This is a genomic window from Streptomyces tendae (genome assembly GCF_014650435.1).
Lineage (GTDB): Bacteria > Actinomycetota > Actinomycetes > Streptomycetales > Streptomycetaceae > Streptomyces > Streptomyces tendae.
In genome coordinates, this window is the sequence record NZ_BMUY01000001.1 from 873,313 (window position 1) to 891,980 (window position 18,668).

Here is an 18,668-nt window from a genome sequence, read left to right on the forward strand (position 1 = left end):
GTCTTGGGGTAGGGGGCAAGCAGGAGCTCCCGGGAGTCTCGGCAGGCCCGGCGGCCGGACGGTAACGTCGTACTCGAACGGCCCGGACCGCTGCAAGATCACCAGAGCTGGAAGGAGCCCGTGGTGAACGACTGGCGGATCTATCGCGGAGTGGGTCAGCCGCACGACGGCGTACGGCGGTTACCGGAACCGCCCCCCTGGCGCGACTTCACGCGGGCGCAGGACGGCGCGCCGACCGGATCCCAGGACCCCAGCGGCGCCCGTCGGCTCGGTGTCCGCCGCCGCCGTGCGGAGAACTACGCGCCCCGCCCCGCCGAGGTCGACGCCGTCAACGCGGCCCTGTACCTGCGCCGTCCGCTCCTCGTCACCGGCAACCCCGGCACCGGGAAGTCCACCCTCGCCTACGCCGTCGCCCACGAGCTGCAACTGGGCCGGGTGCTGCGCTGGCCGATCGTCAGCCGGACCACCCTGCAGGACGGTCTGTACCGCTACGACGCGATCGGACGGCTCCAGGACGTCCAGTTGGAGCGCGCCCGCGGTGCCGGCGGCAACGGGAGCGACCCGGGCACCGGCAACGGCGCGGCCGACGGGAGCGCCACGGACGGCCGGGCCGACGGAGCCGACCGGGATCCGGGTATCGGGGCGTACATCCGGCTGGGACCGCTCGGCACCGCGCTGCTGCCCTCCGAACTGCCCCGGGTACTGCTCATCGACGAACTCGACAAGAGCGACCTCGACCTGCCCAACGATCTTCTGAACACGCTGGAAGAGGGCGAGTTCGCCATCCCGGAGCTGGAGCGCGTCGCCGACCGGCAGCCCGTGGTCGAGGTGCTGTCGCACGACAGCGGCCGGGTGGCGGTGCACGGCGGACGGATCGCCTGCACCAACTTCCCGCTGATCGTCCTGACCTCCAACGGCGAGCGGGACTTCCCGGCGCCACTGCTCAGGCGCTGTGTCCAGCTCGAGTTGGAGCCACCGGGGGAGGAGCAGCTGACCGCCATGGTCGAGGCGCACCTCGGCGAGGAGGGGGTCGCCGCGGGACAGGACCTGATCGGCAGGTTCCTCGACCGGGAACCGGGCGAGGTGATGGCCGCCGACCAGCTCCTCAACGCCCTCTTCCTCACCCAGCACACGCCCCACGCGGAACGGCTCACCCGCGAGCGCATCGCGGACCTGCTCATGCAACGGCTCGACCGGTCGAGGTGAGGGCCCGATGCAGGGGGCGCCGCTGGAGGAGCTGATCGGCCGACTGCGCCGCGCCGGCCTCGACGTCACCGCCGAGGACGTCGCGGACGCCGTCTGGCTGGCCCGACGGCTCGGCGCCGCACCGCCCGGCGCCGCCGGCCGCCCCGACCCCAGCACGGACCCGGACCCCGGCCCCGACCCCGATCCCGACCCCCGATCCGAATCCGAGCCGGGCAGTACGTCGGAGAGGGGGTCCGAGACCCCGCCCGCGTCGCCCGACCCCGCCGCCGCAGCGGACGGCGCGGCACCACCCGCCCCGGACCGCACCACCCCCGGCACGAGGGCGTCCACCCCGGTACCGCTGCGCACCGCGGGCACCGCCACCCGCAGGGGCGACGACGGAGGCACCCACGTCACCGTCCCGGTGCGCGCCCCCGCCGCCTCCGCGCTGCCCGGTCTCCTCGGCCTGGAGAAGGCCCTGCGCACCCTGGGCCGTTACCGGGTCGCGGGCACCGAGTACACCGACGGCGGCATCGACGAGGAGGCGACCGCCGAGCGCGCCGCCGTGACCGGCTTCGTCCTGCCCGTGACGCGGCCGGGCCGCAGCAGGCGGTCCGACATGCGTCTCCTGGTCGACACCGGACCCGCGATGGCCGTGTGGGGACAGCTGGTCGAGGAGCTGCGCCAGGCATGTCAGCAGTCGGGAGCGTTCGCCGCCGTCCGGGTCCACCACCTGCACGCCGACGCCGCCGGGAGCCCGGCGATCGGTCCCGCCGCCGAGCCCGGCCGCGCGCTGCGGCTGCGCTCGCCGGACGAGCTCCACGACCCGTCCGGCCGCTCCGTCACCCTGCTCATCAGCGACTGCGTGGGCACCCTGTGGCAGAGCGGCGGTGCGCAGCGGCTGCTGCGCCGGTGGCCGCGCTCCTCGCCGCTGGCCATCGTCCAGCCGCTGCCGCCGCGGCTGTGGGGCCGAACCGCCCTGCCCGCGGAGCCCGGACTGCTGGTCCGGCCGGCCGAGCTCGGCGGGCGCCTCACCTTCCACCCGGACGACGAGCCGTGGGACGAGCCCGCCGCTGCCGCCACCGCCGCACCGGCCACCGCGGTACCGGTGCTCCAGCCGACACCCGAGGCGTTCGAGACCTGGGCGCGGCTGCTGGCCGGCACCGGTCCCACCGGCGAGCGGGCCTGGGCCGCGCGGACGACGTACCGCCCCGCGCCGGCGGCCCCTGCCGACACGGGCGCGCGCGGTGACGACGAACTCGTCCGCGCGTTCCGGGCGACCGCCTCGCCGGGAGCGCTGCGCCTCGCCGTGTACCTGGCCGCCGCCCCGCTCACCCTGCCCGTGATGCAACTCGTCCAGCGCGCCATGCTGCCCGACACCGGCCCCATGGAGTTGGCGGAGGTCCTGCTGGGCGGGCTGCTGCGCCGGCTGCCCGGCACCGGGGAGCAGCCGTGCTTCACCTACCCGGGCCGGGTGCAGGACCTGTTGCTCTCCACCCTCGACCAGGACACCGCCGGACTGGTCCTCAAGCACTGCTCGGACTACGTGGAGCGCCGCTTCGGCAAGGGCACCCGCAACTTCGCCGCGCTGGCCGCCGTCCGTCTCGCCGGGCGCGACGCCGGGCCCGTCGACGCCGAGTCGCGCACGGACGACGACTTCGGACCGAACGCCGGGGACAGCGCCGAGGCCGAGCTGTTCGCCCGCGTGCCCGCCCGGGTGCTGCGCTTCTACCTGCCCGACCTGGTCACGCCCGAGCCCCTGACGGAGGCGGAGCGGCTGCTCGGGCAGTGGCGGACGCTGGCCGACCCGGACGTGCTCCACCGGGCGCGGGAGCACGCCGAGGCCGCGGTGCGGGCGGCCGCCAGGGCCGCGGCCGACGCCGCCACGGCACCCGACGAGGGCGACGGCGCACGGGCCCGGCTGGTCCTCGGCCGGGTGCTGCGCGCCGAGGCCGACACGGTGGCGGGCCGCGCGCCGGAGCGCCGGGCGGACCTCCTCACCGCCGCCACCGAGGAACTGGCCGCGGCGCACCGTGCGGCGCCCGAACACAGCCTCGCGCAGGCGCAGGCCGCGCTCGAACTCGCCGCCGGACTGCACGCGCTGTGGCGCGTCACCGGCGACCCGGCCCACCTCACGGCGGCGCTCGCCGTCCTGGACCCCGACGCGCCCCCCTGGCCCGCCGCCGGCCGCCGGGGCACCGCGCCCACGGAGGGCGCTTCCGGCGAGGAACGCCGGCGCGCCGAGACCTGGCGGGGCGTGCACCGGGCCCGGCTGCTGCGCCGCGGCCGGCTCCTGCTGGACCTGGGGCACCACGGCGAGGCCGCCGCCGACCTGCGCCCCGGGTGCGCCCTGCTGGACGAGTCCGACGCCCCCGCCCGCGTACGCAGCCGGGCCCTGCTCGACCTGGCGCGGGCACTGCGCGGCGCCTCGGCGGACGGGGCGGACGAGGCGGCCACACGGGACGCGCTGCTGCGGGCCGAGCGGGCCGCCGGCGACGACCCCGACTTGCGGCTGCCCTGCCTCGCCGCCCGGGCGGCGTTCCACGACAGGGCCGGCGAGGCCCAGGAGGCCGACGAGGCGTACGAGACGGCCGTGCTGCTCGCGCCGCCGGAGAGCGTCGTACGCTGCGGGCTCCTCACCGCCTGGGGCGAGTCGCTGCTGCGCAGGGCGTCCCGGGGGGACGGCGCGAATCTCGTGGACCGCGCGGAGTCCGTCCTGCGGGAGGCCCTCAAGGACCTGCCCGCCCGCTCCGCGCAGCGCGGCCGGTTGCAGGCGCTGGTGGGCAGCGCCCTCGCCCAGCGCTTCCGGCACCTGGGCTTCCTGCCCGACCTGTTCGAGAGCCGGCACCTGCTGGGGCAGGCCGTGCGCGCGGCGGCCGACGTGGGCGTACGGGCCGAGGCATGGCTGCAGCTCGGCAGGGTGCGGCTCGAAGGGTGGTACCGGGCCGGCGCACCCGTGCTCTTCGAGGCGCTGCACGCGTACGAGAACGCCGAGCGCGCGGCGCGGGAGGCGCACCCGGACGGGCCGGGGTCGGTGACGGTGGCGCGGGCCCGGCACGGGCGCGGGGCGGTACTGGTGCTGCTGGGCCGCCCGAGCGCGGCCGGTGCGGCCTACCGGGCGGCGCGGGAGCAGTGGCAGCGGCTCACGGGGGCTCTGCGCGAGGTCGACTGGGCCGAGGTGGAGCTGACGCGGCGTGCGGAGGACGACCTCGCGGCGGGACGGACACCTCCTGCCCCGGCACGGTCCATGTCGGACGAGGAGTGGAGGCGTTTCTCACCGTCTTGGCACTCTTGGGAGCAGCGGGACAACCAGGCCGAGTTTGCGCGCAGTTGATCCCTGAAGGGTTTCCGTCTCCGGCCGGTCGGGAAGAACTGGGCAACCATTGCGAGGGGGCGGGACGGACGTGGGCGAGGAGGAGCCGAGGGTGGCGGACCAGGGGAAAGGAACGCCCGGCCGCGGCAGGGGCGTCGGGCCGGCCGGTGCACTGACCGGGCTCGCCGACGCCGACCTCAGGACATTGCGTGCCATGGACGATCCGGAACTCATCGCGGCCGTCGACCGGGTGCTGTCGGTTCCCGGCGAGTTCCAGCAGGTCTGGAACAGCGACGGCGAGGACGACCTGGCACCGGAGGACCCTGGCGAGGGCGCGTTTTCGGCCCAACTTGCCGAGTCGACACGGTCCTGGGTGTCCAGGGAATGACTTCGGCGGCAGTTCCGTCCGACGTCTTCGCCGCACTCGCCAGAACCTGCCCCACACCCGAAACGACGGCGGCACTGCGTGCCGCGATCCACGCGCGTCGCATGCTGCTCCTCAAGGCCCTCCTGGTGCGGGTCGAACGGCAGCGCGCCTCGCTGTCCCCGGCCGCCTACCGGGACTTCGAGGACGACTGGGCACTGCTGGAGCGCGCGGAGCGGGCCGACACCGCCGCGGTGCGTGGCGTCCTCGACTACCCCACGGTCGGTGCCTGGCTCGCGGAGGCCCTCGCTGCTGGGACCGGGGCGGCCTTCGAGGCGCGTCTTGCCCACCTGGGAGGCGTCGCCGTCGCCGCCGCCGTCCGGGCCGGCCGGCCCCCGTCCGGAACGCGCGCGGTGCCCTCGGGCCGCTTGGCGCTGCCCGGTCTGGGCGTGCTGGGGTGCCCGTCCGGGCGGGCCCGGGTGAGCAGCCGGGACGGGACCCTGCGGCTCACGGAGCGGGCCGGCTGGTCCCCGCTGCGGAAACTGCCCGGCGGTACGGCGGTCCTCGACGACCTGGACCCCTACCGCGTGCCACCCCGGGGCATCGGGGCGGCAGCCGTTCCCGCGGTCGACCACGTCCGCACCGAGCAGCGGGAGTGGACCGAGCGGTGGCGGCTGGCCCGCGCGCTGCTGGCGGCCACCCACCCGGGCCGGGGCGCCGAGACCGACGCGCTGGTGCGTGCCGTGGTACCGCTGGCCGACGGACGCGGCGAAGGACTCCCGACCGGAGCGACACTCCGCGCGGCCCCGGGCGCCGTGCTGACCCAGCTGCCCGCCGACGCGTCGGAGCTGGTGGAGACGCTGGTGCACGAGAGCCACCACACCAAGCTGGCGGCCCTCGACGAGGTCGTCCCCTTGTGCCGTCCGGGCGGTGCCCTGCATCGGGTGGCCTGGCGGTCGGACCCCCGTCCCGTCCCGGCGGTCCTCCAGGGCGCGTACGCCCACCTCGCGCTGCTCGACCTGTGGTCGCGGGCGGCTCGTGCCGTCGCCGTACCCGCCGACTGGCGGCGACGGGCCGCGGAACGTTTCGCGAGGTCGCGGGAAGAGGTCGCGGAAGCCTTGTCCGTACTGCGTGAATCCGATGAACTGACTTGTGCGGGACGGGGGTTCGTCCGGGAAATGCGGAGCCACCACGAGCATCTCGGCGTGGCGGACCGAAACTCGACATGACGGAACGTATGGGAGTGACCGCGTTGCGTTAGCGTGGCGTGTGGCGCGGCGGACGCGGCGGGAAGTGGGAGCGGAGATGGCGGAACAGCGGTTCGGCGGGGGCGGTGCGACGGCCTCCGAGCACATCCTGGTGGTCTTCCCCGGGTACCACCGCTCGTGGGCGGCGTGGATCGAGCAGTGTCTGGGACGCCATGGCCACCGGACCACGCTGCAGCGCTGGGATCCTCCGCGTGAGATCCCGCTGGAGGACTCCCTCGGTGACCTGCTGCTGGCCAGCGGGCGGGTGCTTCTCGTGCTCGACGACTGGTTCTTCGAGCTCGGACCGCGTCCGCCGGGGGAGTGGAACGACGTCCTGCGGGGCTTCGTCGCCGCGCACGCCGACCGCTTCGCCGCCGTCAACCTCACCAACCGGCCCCTGCTGCCCGCCACCGCCGTACTGGAACCGGCCAGCCTCTGGGAGTTGAGCGAGGAGGCGGTCGAAGAGCGGCTGCTCGCCCGGCTCGGCCTGACGCCGCTGCGCGCCCCGCGCACCTCGGCCACCCAGGTCCGCTTCCCCGACGCGCGCTGCGAGATCTGGGGCGAGGTGCCTCGCCGAAACCCGCGCTTCACCGGCCGGGACGACCTGCTCACCACCATCCACCAGTGCCTCGCGGACGCCGAGCGCGGAGCGGCCACCTGCACGCTGCTCGGCATGTCGGGCATCGGCAAGACCCAAGTCGCCGCCGAGTACGCGCACCGCTTCAGCACCGATTACGACGTGGTCTGGTGGGTCAACTCCGACGACCGCAACATCCAGCGCGACCGCCTCGGTGAACTCGCCGTCGAACTGGGCCTGCGCAGCGGCAGTGAACCGGGCGAACGCATCCGCGCCGTACGAAACGCGCTGCGACGCGGTGCCCCGCACCAGAAGTGGCTGGTGGTCTTCGACGGCTGGGACGAGACCGAGGGCGCCGACACCCTGCTTCCACAGGGAGCCGGTCACGTCCTGGTCACCTCCCGCAACCGCGCCTGGAGCGAGCGGACCGAGGTCGTGGAGGTTCCCGGCTTCGCGCGCGCGGAGTCCGTCGGCTATCTGATGCGCCGGGCCGGCCACATCAGCGCGGCGGAGGCGGACGAGGTCGCCGCCGAGTTCGGCGACGTACCGCTGCCGCTGGTGCAGGCCGCCTCCTGGCTCGGCGAGTCCGGTATGGAGGTGTCCGAGTACCTGCGGATGGTGCGGGAGCGCAGACTCTCCACCGTGGACGAACCGGTCGCCGGAGCGGGTTTCCCGCAGTCGTCCATGACCTCCTGGTCGATACTGCTCAACCGGTTCCGCCGTGAACAGCCGCAGGTCATCGACGTGCTGGGCCTCTGCACGTCGTTCGCTCCCGGGCGTATCCCGCTCGGACTCATCCGTGCCTACCCGCACGCCGATCTCTCCGAGGACCTGCGCTGGATGACGGCGGATCTGCCCGCCTGGTCCCGGGCCCTGGACACCCTGGTGAACTACTCGGTCCTCACCCGCGAGACCCGGGGCCCGGTCGGCATGGAGATGGGTCCGCACCAGGAGTCGGTGCACATGCACCGTCTCGTCCACGACATCGTCTCCAAGCTGACCGGGGACGACCGGCGCGACGGCTACCGCCGTGCCGTGCGCACCCTGCTGGCCGAGGCGGATCCCGACAACCCGCTCGACAGCCGGAACTGGCCCCGGTACGCCGAGCTGCTGCCGCACCTGGAGCCCTCGGGAGCGCTCGACAGCACCCGGCCCCGCGTCCAGGAGACGGTGCTCAACTGCCTGCGCTACTGCCGCCGCAGTGGCGAGTACACCACTGGTCTGGATCTCGCCCGGCGGATTCGCGAGCGCTGGGCCGGGTTCCTGCCGTCGCTCTCGCAGCCGATGCTGAACCTGGCGCGGGAGGAGAGCAACATGGTCCGGGCCAGCGGCCGGTTCCGTGAGGCGTACGACCTCGACCGGGGCATCCTGGAGCGGTTGCAGGCGGGGCCGGACGACAACACGCTGTCCGAGCTGACCACCAAGGGGGCCATGGGCAACTGCCTGCGCCACCTGGGGCGGTACGACGAGGCATACGAGCTCCAGCGCCAGGTCCTGGACGGCACGGAGCGCCTGCTGGGCCCCAACGAGTCCGCCACGATGGTCGCCCGGCACAACCTCGGCGTCAGCCTGCGCCTGCTCGGCCGGTTCACCGAGGCGTACGAACTCGACCTGGAGAACCTCGGCATCCGAGAGAGTGTCCTGCGGGTCCGGCACATCAGCACGCTCAACTCGTCCAGTGCCGTCACCCACGACCTGCGCCTGCTCGGCCGCTACCGGGACGCGCTCGCCCGCCAGGAGCCGGCGGTCCGGCTGCACGTGCAGGTGCTCGGTCCTCAGCATCCGCAGACTCTGGCAGCACGCACCCAGCTGGTGATGAGCCGGCGTCGAGGGGGCGGTCCCACCCAGGACATCGGCCCCGAGATGGCGAGCCTGCTCGACGAGCTGGCGCAGGTCCACGGCCGTGAGCACTACAGAACCCTCGCGCTCCTCACCAACTACGGCAACTACCTCCGCGAACACGGCGACCTCAGTCACGCCCGCGAGCTCATCGAGGAGGCCGAGGCCGGTTACCGGGCGCTGCTCGGGCCCGCCCATCCCGTCGCCACCGGCATGCTCGCCAACACCGGTCTGGTCATGCAGGCGGCCGGCGAGCGGGCCGAGGCCATGGCGATGTTCGAAGCGGCCCTGGCCGGCCTCACCGCCACTCTGGGGGCCGACCACCCCTGGGTGCTCGGCTGCGCCCTGTGCGCCACCGGCGCGCGCAACTTCAACGGGCGGATCGCCGACGCGGTGGAACTCGGCCGGGACACGGTGCGCCGGGCCCATCGCACGCTGGGCGGCGAGCACCCGCTGACCCTGTCCTGCCAGGTGGCCCTGGCCGCCGATCTGCGGGCCGCCCGGGAGCAGGAGGAGGCCGGCAAGCTGGAGGAGGACGCGTTGCTGGCCCTGACCCGGACCCTGGGTGCCCAGCATCCGCACACGCTCTCCGCCCGGCAGCGCACCCGGCCCTACTGGGACTTCGAACCCCACCTCGGCTGAGCGACGGCAGGCGAGCCACGGCACGAGTACCGACGCGAAGAGGCCGGCCCCGGGACACGGGGCCGGCCTCTTCGGTCGGTCAGGCGGTGCGGGCTCAGGCCTCGAAGACCTCACGCACCAGCTGCTCCTGCTCGGCCTGGTGCCGCTTGGCGGAGCCCACGGCCGGGGACGAGCCGTGCGGCCGCGAGATGCGGCGCAGGCGCTCGCCGTGCGGGACGTCGGCGCCGACCGCCAGGTCCAGGTGGTCGATCAGGTTGAGCGCGATGAACGGCCAGGCACCCTGGTTCGCCGGCTCCTCCTGGGCCCACAGGTACTTCTCGGCGTTCGGGTACTTGGCGATCTCCGCCTGGAGCTCGGCACCCGGCAGCGGGTACAGGCGCTCGATGCGGATGATGGCCGTGTCCGTCAGACCGCGCTTCTTCCGCTCGGCGTCCAGGTCGTAGTAGACCTTGCCGGCGGTGAAGACGACCTTCTTGACGGCGGCCGGGTCGACCGAGTCGTCGCCGATGACCGGGCGGAACTGGCCCGTCGTGAACTCCTCCGCCTTCGAGGCCGCCGCCTTCAGGCGCAGCATCGACTTCGGGGTGAAGACCACCAGCGGCTTGTGGTGCGGGTTGTGCACCTGCCACCGCAGGAGGTGGAAGTAGTTCGACGGCAGGGTCGGCATCGCGACCGTCATGTTGTTCTGCGCGCACAGCTGCAGGAACCGCTCGGGGCGGGCCGAGGAGTGGTCCGGGCCCTGGCCCTCGTAGCCGTGCGGGAGCAGGAGGGTGACGCCGGAGGTCTGGTTCCACTTCTGCTCGGCCGAGGAGATGAACTCGTCCACGACCGTCTGCGCGCCGTTGACGAAGTCGCCGAACTGCGCCTCCCACATCACCAGCGCGTCCGGGCGGGCCAGCGAGTAGCCGTACTCGAAGCCCATCACCGCGTACTCGGAGAGGAGGGAGTTGTAGACGTTGTACCGGGCCTGGTCCTCGGACAGGTACAGCAGCGGGGTGAACTCGTCGCCCGTCTCACGGTCGATGACGACCGCGTGGCGCTGGCCGAAGGTGCCGCGCTGCGAGTCCTGGCCGGTCAGCCGGACCGGCACGCCGTCCAGCAGGAGCGAGCCGACGGCGAGGGTCTCGCCCATGCCCCAGTCGATCGTGCCGTCCTCGACCATCGCCGCGCGGCGCTGCAGCTGCGGCAGCAGCCGCGGGTGCACGGTGATGTGGTCGGGGATGTTGACCTGGGACTCGGCGATCCGCTTGACGGTCTCGGCGGTGATCGCGGTGTTCACGGCGACCGGGAACTCCGCCTGCGGCTCCGCGGGCTCCGCGGACGCCGGCTGCGAGACGGCCTCGCGGACCTCGGTGAAGACCTTCTCCAGCTGGCCCTGGTAGTCCTGCAGCGCCTGCTCGGCCTCTTCCAGAGTGATGTCGCCGCGACCGATGAGGGACTCGGTGTACAGCTTGCGCACCGAGCGCTTCTTGTCGATCAGGTCGTACATCAGCGGCTGGGTGAAGGCCGGGTTGTCGGTCTCGTTGTGACCGCGGCGGCGGTAGCAGATGAGGTCGATCACCACGTCCTTGTTGAACGCCTGGCGGAACTCGAAGGCGAGCCGCGCCACGCGGACGCAGGCCTCCGGGTCGTCGCCGTTCACGTGGAAGATCGGGGCCTCGATCATGCGGGCCACGTCGGTGGCGTACATCGAGGAGCGCGAGGACTCCGGGGCGGCGGTGAAGCCGACCTGGTTGTTGATGACGACGTGGACCGTGCCGCCGGTGCGGTAGCCCCGCAGCTGCGACATGTTCAGGGTCTCGGCGACCACCCCCTGGCCCGCGAAGGCCGCGTCGCCGTGGATCGCCACCGGCAGGACGGTGAAGTCCGTGCCGCCCTTGTTGATGATGTCCTGCTTGGCGCGCGAGACGCCCTCCAGGACCGGGTCCACCGCCTCCAGGTGCGAGGGGTTGGCGACCAGCGAGACCGCGATCTGCTCGCCGTCCAGGCCGGTGAAGGTGCCCTCGGCGCCCAGGTGGTACTTCACGTCGCCGGAGCCGTGCATCGACTTCGGGTCGAGGTTGCCCTCGAACTCGCGGAAGATCTGCGCGTACGACTTGCCGACCACGTTGGCCAGCACGTTCAGCCGGCCGCGGTGGGCCATGCCGATGACGACCTCGTCCAGGCGGGACTCGGCCGCCGAGTCGATGACCGCGTCGAGCAGCGGGATGACGGACTCGCCGCCCTCCAGGGAGAACCGCTTCTGGCCGACGTACTTGGTCTGCAGGAACGTCTCGAACGCCTCGGCGGCGTTCAGGCGGCGCAGGATGCGCAGCTGCTCCTCGCGCTCCGGCTTGGTGTGCGAGCGCTCGATGCGGTCCTGGATCCACTTGCGCTGCTTGGGGTCCTGGATGTGCATGAACTCGATGCCGGTGGTGCGGCAGTACGAGTCGCGCAGCACGCCGAGGATGTCGCGCAGCTTCATCAGGGACTTGCCGGCGAAGCCGCCGACCGCGAACTCGCGCTCCAGGTCCCACAGGGTGAGCCCGTGCTCGGTGATGTCCAGGTCGGGGTGCTTGCGCTGCTGGTACTCCAGCGGGTCGGTGTCGGCCATGACGTGGCCGCGCACCCGGTAGGAGTGGATCAGCTCGAAGACGCGGGCGGCCTTGGTGACGTCGTCGTCGTGCGAGGCGTCGATGTCCTTGAGCCAGCGGACCGGCTCGTAGGGGATGCGCAGCGCCTTGAAGATCTCGTCGTAGAAGCCGTTCTCGCCGAGCAGCAGGTTGGCGACCTGGCGAAGGAACTCGCCGGAGGCGGCGCCCTGGATGACCCGGTGGTCGTAGGTCGACGTGAGCGTCATGACCTTCGAGATGCCGAGCTTGTTCAGGGTGTCCTGGCTGGTGCCCTGGAACTCCGCCGGGTAGTCCATGGAGCCGACGCCCAGGATGACCGACTGGCCGGGCATCAGGCGCGGCACGGAGTGGACGGTGCCGAGGCCGCCGGGGTTGGTCAGGGAGACCGTGACGCCGGTGAAGTCGTCCATCGTCAGCTTGTTGTCGCGGGCGCGACGGACGATGTCCTCGTAGGCCTGCCAGAACTCGAAGAAGTTCAGCGTCTCGGCCTTCTTGATCGCCGCGACGACCAGCTGGCGGTCGCCGTTGGGCTTGACCAGGTCGATGGCGAGGCCGAGGTTGATGTGGGCCGGCTTGACCAGGGTCGGCTTGCCGTCCTTCTCGCCGAACGAGTGGTTCATCGTCGGCATGGCCTTGATGGCCTGCACCATCGCGTAGCCGATCAGGTGCGTGAAGGAGATCTTCCCGCCCCGGGCGCGCTTGAGGTGGTTGTTGATGACGATGCGGTTGTCGAACAGCAGCTTCACCGGGACCGCGCGCACGGACGTGGCCGTGGGCAGCTCCAGCGAGGCGTTCATGTTCTTCGCGACCGCGGCGGCCGGGCCGCGCAGGGTCACCAGCTCGGGGCCCTCGGGGGCGGTGCCGGCGTCCTTGGCGGGCGCGGCTGCCTTGGCCTGCGGCTTGGCGGCCGGCTTGGCCGGCGCGGCGGCGGGCTTGGTGGCCGGAGCGGCCGGAGCCGCGGGGGCGGCAGCGGCGGGCTTGGCGGGGGCGGGCGCCGGGGCGGCGGCCTTCGGCTGGGCCGGGGCCGGAGCCTGCGCGGCGGGGGCGGCCGGCGGCGTGCTGCCGGAGTCCGTGGTCACCGTGCCGGCGGCGGGCTGGGCCGCCGCTCCGGGCTTGTAGTCGGCGAAGAAGTCCCACCAGGCTCGGTCCACGGAGTTCGGGTCCTGGAGGTACTGCTGATAGATCTCGTCGACGAGCCACTCATTGGCACCGAACGCGGCCGCGGGGTTCTTTCCCGCGGTGCCCGCTTGGTCGGTGTCGGTCGAGATGCTCGAGTTACTGGGGGACTGTGGCGACACGGCGAGAACCGCCCTCTTCCGCTTCACAAGATGGTGGACAGCGGGAATCAAGGCTACGCCTACCGGCCCCGGAAGGTCAGACTGGGCCCGTTCATCGTCGTGTAAGTCACATTGCAGACCGCGTTTCGGCGCTGGAAATGGCGGGAAACAAGCGAGGTTCTGCTGCGTGCGGGATCGGGAGACCGGGACCCGGCGCCTGGAAAACGCGGGCCCGTGCCTGATCACACGTGTCTGCCAGCGCGGACGCAGTGGATCTTGAGGCTCCGCTTCGAAGCCTACGTCAACCGGACGTCGACGGCAGGCCCGGAAGAGTGATGAGGATGCGGCAGCCCCGCTCGGATTCGGCCACCCCGATCCGGCCGCCGTGCAGATCCACCGCCCAGCGCGCGATCGCGAGGCCCAGGCCGGTGCCTCCGTCGCTGCCCGGACCGTGCGGCCGCGACACCGAACCCCGGTTGAACCGCTCGAACACCCGGCGCCACTCAGAGCGCGGAATGCCGGGTCCCTCGTCGAGCACCTCCAGCTCCAGGGACTCGGGCAGCTCTCCGCGCCGCGCCCGGACCGTCACCCGGCCGTGCGGCGGGCTGTGCTTGACGGCGTTGTCGATGAGGTTGGCGACGACCTGGTGGATGCGCTCCGGGTCGGCGTGCGCGGTCAGCTCCGGCGGGAAGACGTCCAGGGCCAGGTGCACGTCGGTACGGGTGTGGCTGCCGGAGCCGGAGGCGATGCCCGCGCGCGCGGAGGCGACCATGTTGGCCTCCTTCAGTACGCCGGACAGGTACGGCCACACCTCGAAGCGGCGTTTGCGCAGCGGTATGACGCCGTTGTCCAGGCGGGAGAGGTCGAGGAGCGTCTCCACCAGCCGGCCGAGCCGCTCGGTCTGCCCGAGCGCCGTGCGCATGGTCTCCGGGTCGGCCTCGGTGACGCCGTCGACGATGTTCTCCAGCACCGCGCGCAGGCCCGCGATCGGGGTGCGCAGCTCGTGCGAGACGTTCGCCACCAGCTCCTTGCGCTGGAGGTCCTGGGCCTCCAGGTCGTCGGCCATGCGGTTGATGGTGACGGCCAGGTCGCCCAGTTCGTCGCGGCGGTTCTCGCGCACCCGGCGGGTGTAGTCGCCGTGCGAGATGGACCGGGCCACCGCGTTCATCTCGTCCAGCGGCGCGGTCAGCGAGTGCGCCACGAACTGCGTGATCAGCAGCGTGGCGATCATCGAGAAGACCGTGATGAACCGCAGCTCCGTCTTGGTGTGCACCGCTATCACCGACAGGCCGGTGGTGATCAGCACCGACGTGACGACCAGCGCGCCCAGCTTGGTCTTGATCGAGAACGGGCGCACGCCGCCCCAGGGCTCCCCGGTGGTCCGAGGGCCGGGGCTCCTCCGTGCGGCTTCCCGTCCTCTGCTGCTCATGGCGTCGGTGTCTCCAAGGCGTATCCCACGCCGTGCACGGTGCGGATGCGCTCGGCGCCGATCTTCCGGCGCAGCGCCTTGATGTGGCTGTCCACGGTCCGGGTGCCGGAGGCGTCCGCCCAGTCCCACACCTCGGCGAGCAGCTGCTCGCGGGAGAGCACCGCGCGCGGGGTGTTCGCCAGGCAGACCAGCAGGTCGAACTCGGTGGGCGTGAGGTGGACGTCCTCGCTGCGCACCCGCACCCGGCGCTGCGCGTGGTCGATCTCCAGTTCACCCAGGCGCAGGATGCCGCTGCGCGGCGTGGAGGCGGCCACCACGGCCCGCTCCACCCGCCGCAGCAGCACGTGCACCCGGGCGGCCAGCTCGCGCATCGAGAACGGCTTGGTCATGTAGTCGTCGGCGCCCACGCCGAGGCCGACCAGCATGTCCGTCTCGTCGTCGCGCGCGGTGAGCATCAGCACCGGCACCGGCCGCTGGGCCTGCACGCGCCGGCAGACCTCCAGGCCGTCGAAGCCGGGCAGCATGATGTCGAGGATCAGCAGGTCGGGCTGCCAAGCCTCGGCCGTGTCGACGGCGGACGGACCGTCGCCCGCCGTTTGCACCAGGAATCCCTCGGCGCGCAGACGGGTCGCGATGGCGTCCACGATCGTCTGATCGTCCTCGACCACCAGCACCCGACGCTGGGCGCCCTGGGTGGCCGTGCCGTTGTGGGAGGTCTGTGTCTGCTCCATCGCCCGCCCCTGAGGTGTGCTTTCCGGAATCCGTGGGGTGATCCCATGACTGCGCTTGACGCTTGAATGATCCGCGTCAGGGCAGCAGCGTACGGGGAGTCACCGCGCCTTTGCTATCCAGGCCCGACGCCGATGTGCACGACGTCCGGAACGCCCCGGGCAACGGGGATCTCTTCGGTACGCACCTGTTGGAAACCGGCATTACGCAAGGTTTCTTCGAATTCCGGAGAGGGCTGCGCGGACCATACGGCAAGCACCCCGCCGGGCCTCAACAGCCGCGCGCAGCCCGCCAGTCCGGACGGCGCGTACAGCCCGTCGTTGCCCTCGGTGACGGTCCAGCCGGGGCCGTTGTCGATGTCCAGGCACAGGGCGTCGTACGTGTCGGATGTCTCATTGACGTAACCGACCAGGTCCGCCTCGACGATCTCCGCGCGCGGGTCGGCCAGTGCGTCGGCGGAGAGTGCGGCCAGCGGTCCGGAGCGGTGCCAGTCGATGATGGCGCGCTCGCGTTCGACGACCGCGATCCGGCCCCAGCGGGGGTCGGCGGCCGCGTGCGCGAGGGAGAAGCCGACGCCGAGTCCGCCGATGAGGAGGTGCGGCGCGGTCCGGCCGCCGGAGGCGGTCAGCGCGTCGGCCGCCGCGTCGACCAGGCGCCGCTCCGAACGGCCGTCGGAGGTGTCCATCAGGAAGCAGCCGTTCGCGATGATCTGCAGCAACGTCCCGTGCCGGCGCAGGACCACCTCGCCGTACGGGCCCTCGCGACGGTCCAGCACCTCGGGCGCCTCGGAAGCCTCGGGGGAGTCGTGGGTAGTGAGGGGCATCGGCCCATCCTGGCATCGCCCGGCCGGAGGAATGCGAACCGGTACGACGGTGCTGTCCTCGAAGGGCGCGAAGCAACCCCCCGCACCTGATCGCTCACAGCGAACAGACCTTGGGGAACAATCCGGGGCTCCCTTTCATTGAGTCGATGTAACTCAACTTGACTGCCGAAGGGGAGATCATGGCTGCTGAGTCCGCCGCCTTCACACCGCTCACCCTGCCCGTGCTGCCGCTCGACGACGAAGTGGTCCTGCCCGGCATGGTCGTCCCCCTGGACCTGAGCGACGCCGAGGTACGGGCCGCGGTGGAGGCCGCCCAGGCCGCCGCCAGGTCCGAGCCCGGCAAGCCCCGCGTCCTCCTCGTCCCGCGCATCGACGGCACCCACGCCGCCACCGGCGTGCTCGGCACGGTCGAGCAGGTCGGCCGCCTGGCCGACGGCGACCCCGGCGCCCTGATCCGCGGCCGGGGCCGGGTGCGCATCGGCGCCGGCACCACCGGCCCCGGCGCCGCGCTCTGGGTCGAGGGCACCCGCGTCGACGAGACCGTCCCCGAGCCACTGCCCGGCCAGGTCGCCGAGCTGGTGAAGGAGTACAAGGCGCTCGCCACCGCCTGGCTGCGCAAGCGCGGCGCCTGGCAGGTCGTCGACCGGGTCCAGGCCATCGACGACGTGTCCGCGCTCGCCGACAACTCCGGCTACTCGCCGTTCCTGACCACCGAGCAGAAGGTCGAGCTGCTCGAGACCACCGACCCGGTGGCCCGTCTCAAGCTCGCCACCCAGCAGCTGCGCGACCACCTCGCCGAGCAGGACGTCGCCGAGACCATCGCCAAGGACGTCCAGGAGGGCGTCGACAAGCAGCAGCGGGAGTTCCTGCTGCGCCGCCAGCTCGAAGCCGTCCGCAAGGAACTGCGCGAGATCAACGGCGAGCAGGACGGTGAGGAGTCCGACGACTACCGGGCCCGCGTGGAGGCCGCCGACCTGCCCGAGAAGGTCCGCGAGGCCGCGCTCAAGGAGGTCGACAAGCTGGAGCGGTCCTCCGACCAGTCGCCCGAGGGCTCCTGGATCCGCACCTGGCTCGACACGGTCCTGGAGATGCCGTGGAGCGAGCGCACCGAGGACGCCTACGACATCCAGGGCGCCCAGGCGGTGCTCGACGCCGAGCACGCGGGCCTGGAGGACGTGAAGGAGCGCATCACCGAGTACCTGGCCGTGCGCAAGCGGCGCGGCGACCGGGGCCTCGGCGTGGTCGGCGGCCGGCGCGGCGGTGCCGTGCTCGCCCTGGTCGGCCCGCCCGGCGTCGGCAAGACCAGCCTCGGCGAGTCCGTCGCCCACGCGATGGGCCGCAAGTTCGTCCGCGTCGCCCTCGGCGGCGTCCGCGACGAGGCCGAGATCCGCGGCCACCGGCGTACGTACGTCGGCGCGCTGCCCGGCCGGATCGTGCGGGCGATCAAGGAGGCGGGATCCATGAACCCGGTCGTCCTGCTCGACGAGATCGACAAGGTGGGCTCCGACTTCCGGGGCGACCCGGCCGCCGCCCTGCTGGAGGTCCTCGACCCGGCCCAGAACCACACCTTCCGGGACCATTACCTGGAGGTCGAGCTGGACCTGTCCGACGTGGTCTTCCTGGCCACCGCCAACGTCCTGGAGGCCATCCCGGAGGCCCTGCTCGACCGCATGGAGCTGGTCCGCCTCGACGGCTACACCGAGGACGAGAAGGTCGTCATCGCCCGTGACCACCTGCTCCCGCGCCAGCTGGAGCGGGCCGGACTCGACGCGGACGAGGTCACCGTCGACGAGGGCGCGCTGCGCAAGCTGGCGGGCGAGTACACCCGCGAGGCGGGCGTACGCACCCTGGAGCGGTCCATCGCGCGGCTGCTGCGCAAGGTGGCGGCCCAGCACGAGCTGGGCGAGCGGGAGCTGCCGTTCACCGTCACCGAGGGCGACCTGCGCGGCCTGATCGGGCGGCCGCACCACGTGCCCGAGTCCGCCCAGGACCCGGCCGAGCGGCGCACCGCGGTGCCCGGCGTGGCCACCGGCCTCGCGGTCACCGGCGCGGGTGGCGACGTCCTGTACGTCGAGGCGTCGCTGGCCGACCCGGAGACCGGCGCGGCGGGACTGACCCTGACCGGTCAGCTGGGCGACGTGATGAAGGAGTCGGCGCAGATCGCGCTGAGTTTCCTGCGCAGCCACGGCGCCGAGCTGGAACTGCCCGTGGGCGACCTGAAGGACCGGGGAGCGCACATCCACTTCCCGGCGGGCGCGGTCCCCAAGGACGGTCCGAGCGCCGGCGTCACCATGACCACGGCCCTCGCCTCGCTGCTCTCGGGCCGGCTGGTCCGCACCGACGTGGCGATGACCGGCGAGGTCTCGCTGACCGGGCGGGTGCTGCCGATCGGCGGGGTCAAGCAGAAGCTGCTCGCCGCGCACCGGGCAGGGGTCACCACGGTGATCATCCCCAAGCGCAACGAGCCCGACCTGGACGACGTCCCTGCGGAGGTGCTGGACAAGCTGGACGTGCACGCCGTCACCGACGTCCGCCAGGTGCTGGAACTGGCGCTCGCACCGGCGACCAACGGTGCGGAGCGCGAGGTTCCGGTCGCGGCGTGACGGACGCGACCGGATGAGGAAAGGGGAC

At 72.7% G+C, this 18,668-nt stretch carries 10 protein-coding genes; 6 read left to right on the forward strand and 4 right to left on the reverse strand.

The features are described 5' to 3' along the window. Positions 1–123: 123 nt before the first annotated feature. The 5 genes from IE258_RS04050 to fxsT all read left to right on the forward strand — a co-directional run bounded on the left by IE258_RS04050 (position 124) and on the right by fxsT (position 9,167). Positions 124–1,206, forward strand: coding sequence for an AAA family ATPase (locus IE258_RS04050; protein ID WP_189738939.1), 1,083 nt, complete (start codon positions 124–126; stop codon positions 1,204–1,206). A gap of 7 nt (positions 1,207–1,213) precedes the next feature. After that, positions 1,214–4,519 carry an SAV_2336 N-terminal domain-related protein gene (locus tag IE258_RS41685; RefSeq protein WP_189738942.1) on the forward strand — a complete coding sequence of 1,102 codons (3,306 nt, stop codon included), beginning with the start codon at positions 1,214–1,216 and terminating at the stop codon, positions 4,517–4,519. 91 nt (positions 4,520–4,610) lie between these two features. After that, positions 4,611–4,886 (forward strand): hypothetical protein, encoded by a 276-nt coding sequence (locus tag IE258_RS04060; RefSeq protein WP_189739329.1) that lies wholly within the window; start codon positions 4,611–4,613, stop codon positions 4,884–4,886. Further along, positions 4,883–6,091 carry an aKG-HExxH-type peptide beta-hydroxylase gene (locus tag IE258_RS04065; protein ID WP_189738944.1) on the forward strand — a complete coding sequence of 403 codons (1,209 nt, stop codon included), beginning with the start codon at positions 4,883–4,885 and terminating at the stop codon, positions 6,089–6,091. The genes IE258_RS04060 and IE258_RS04065 overlap by 4 nt, the downstream gene beginning before the upstream one ends. A gap of 76 nt (positions 6,092–6,167) precedes the next feature. Then, complete coding sequence (gene fxsT / locus IE258_RS04070; RefSeq protein ID WP_189738949.1) at positions 6,168–9,167, forward strand: FxSxx-COOH system tetratricopeptide repeat protein; 3,000 nt, start codon at positions 6,168–6,170, stop codon at positions 9,165–9,167. Positions 9,168–9,261: 94 nt separating this feature from the next. Here fxsT and IE258_RS04075 read toward each other — a convergent pair whose 3' ends face one another. The 4 genes from IE258_RS04075 to IE258_RS04090 form a co-directional block, all read right to left on the reverse strand. Then, positions 9,262–13,077: a multifunctional oxoglutarate decarboxylase/oxoglutarate dehydrogenase thiamine pyrophosphate-binding subunit/dihydrolipoyllysine-residue succinyltransferase subunit gene (locus tag IE258_RS04075; protein WP_189738952.1), complete on the reverse strand. Its 3,816-nt coding sequence runs from the start codon at positions 13,075–13,077 to the stop codon at positions 9,262–9,264. A gap of 280 nt (positions 13,078–13,357) precedes the next feature. Then, the gene (locus IE258_RS04080) at positions 13,358–14,485 is read right to left on the reverse strand and encodes a sensor histidine kinase (RefSeq protein WP_109033387.1); all 1,128 of its coding nucleotides are present in this window, start codon (positions 14,483–14,485) and stop codon (positions 13,358–13,360) included. Beyond that, positions 14,482–15,216: a response regulator transcription factor gene (locus IE258_RS04085; protein ID WP_003973686.1), complete on the reverse strand. Its 735-nt coding sequence runs from the start codon at positions 15,214–15,216 to the stop codon at positions 14,482–14,484. Before IE258_RS04085 ends, IE258_RS04080 begins: the two co-directional genes overlap by 4 nt. A 113-nt stretch (positions 15,217–15,329) precedes the next feature. After that, positions 15,330–16,037, reverse strand: a complete 708-nt coding sequence (locus IE258_RS04090) for a spermidine synthase family protein (protein ID WP_189738954.1) — start codon at positions 16,035–16,037, stop codon at positions 15,330–15,332. Between the two features lie 179 nt (positions 16,038–16,216). Between IE258_RS04090 and lon the strand changes: the two genes are divergently transcribed. Further along, complete coding sequence (gene lon, locus IE258_RS04095; RefSeq protein WP_189738957.1) at positions 16,217–18,640, forward strand: endopeptidase La; 2,424 nt, start codon at positions 16,217–16,219, stop codon at positions 18,638–18,640. The last annotated feature ends 28 nt before the right edge of the window (positions 18,641–18,668 follow it).

Coding starts and splice junctions, on each gene's coding strand:
- IE258_RS41685 (WP_189738942.1), top strand. CDS start 1,214: ATGCAGGGGGCGCCGCTGGAGGAGCTGATCGGCCGACTGCGCCGCGCC.
- IE258_RS04065 (WP_189738944.1), top strand. CDS start 4,883: ATGACTTCGGCGGCAGTTCCGTCCGACGTCTTCGCCGCACTCGCCAGA.
- IE258_RS04085 (WP_003973686.1), bottom strand. CDS start 15,216: ATGGAGCAGACACAGACCTCCCACAACGGCACGGCCACCCAGGGCGCC.
- fxsT (WP_189738949.1), top strand. CDS start 6,168: ATGGCGGAACAGCGGTTCGGCGGGGGCGGTGCGACGGCCTCCGAGCAC.
- IE258_RS04080 (WP_109033387.1), bottom strand. CDS start 14,485: ATGAGCAGCAGAGGACGGGAAGCCGCACGGAGGAGCCCCGGCCCTCGG.
- IE258_RS04090 (WP_189738954.1), bottom strand. CDS start 16,037: ATGCCCCTCACTACCCACGACTCCCCCGAGGCTTCCGAGGCGCCCGAG.
- lon (WP_189738957.1), top strand. CDS start 16,217: ATGGCTGCTGAGTCCGCCGCCTTCACACCGCTCACCCTGCCCGTGCTG.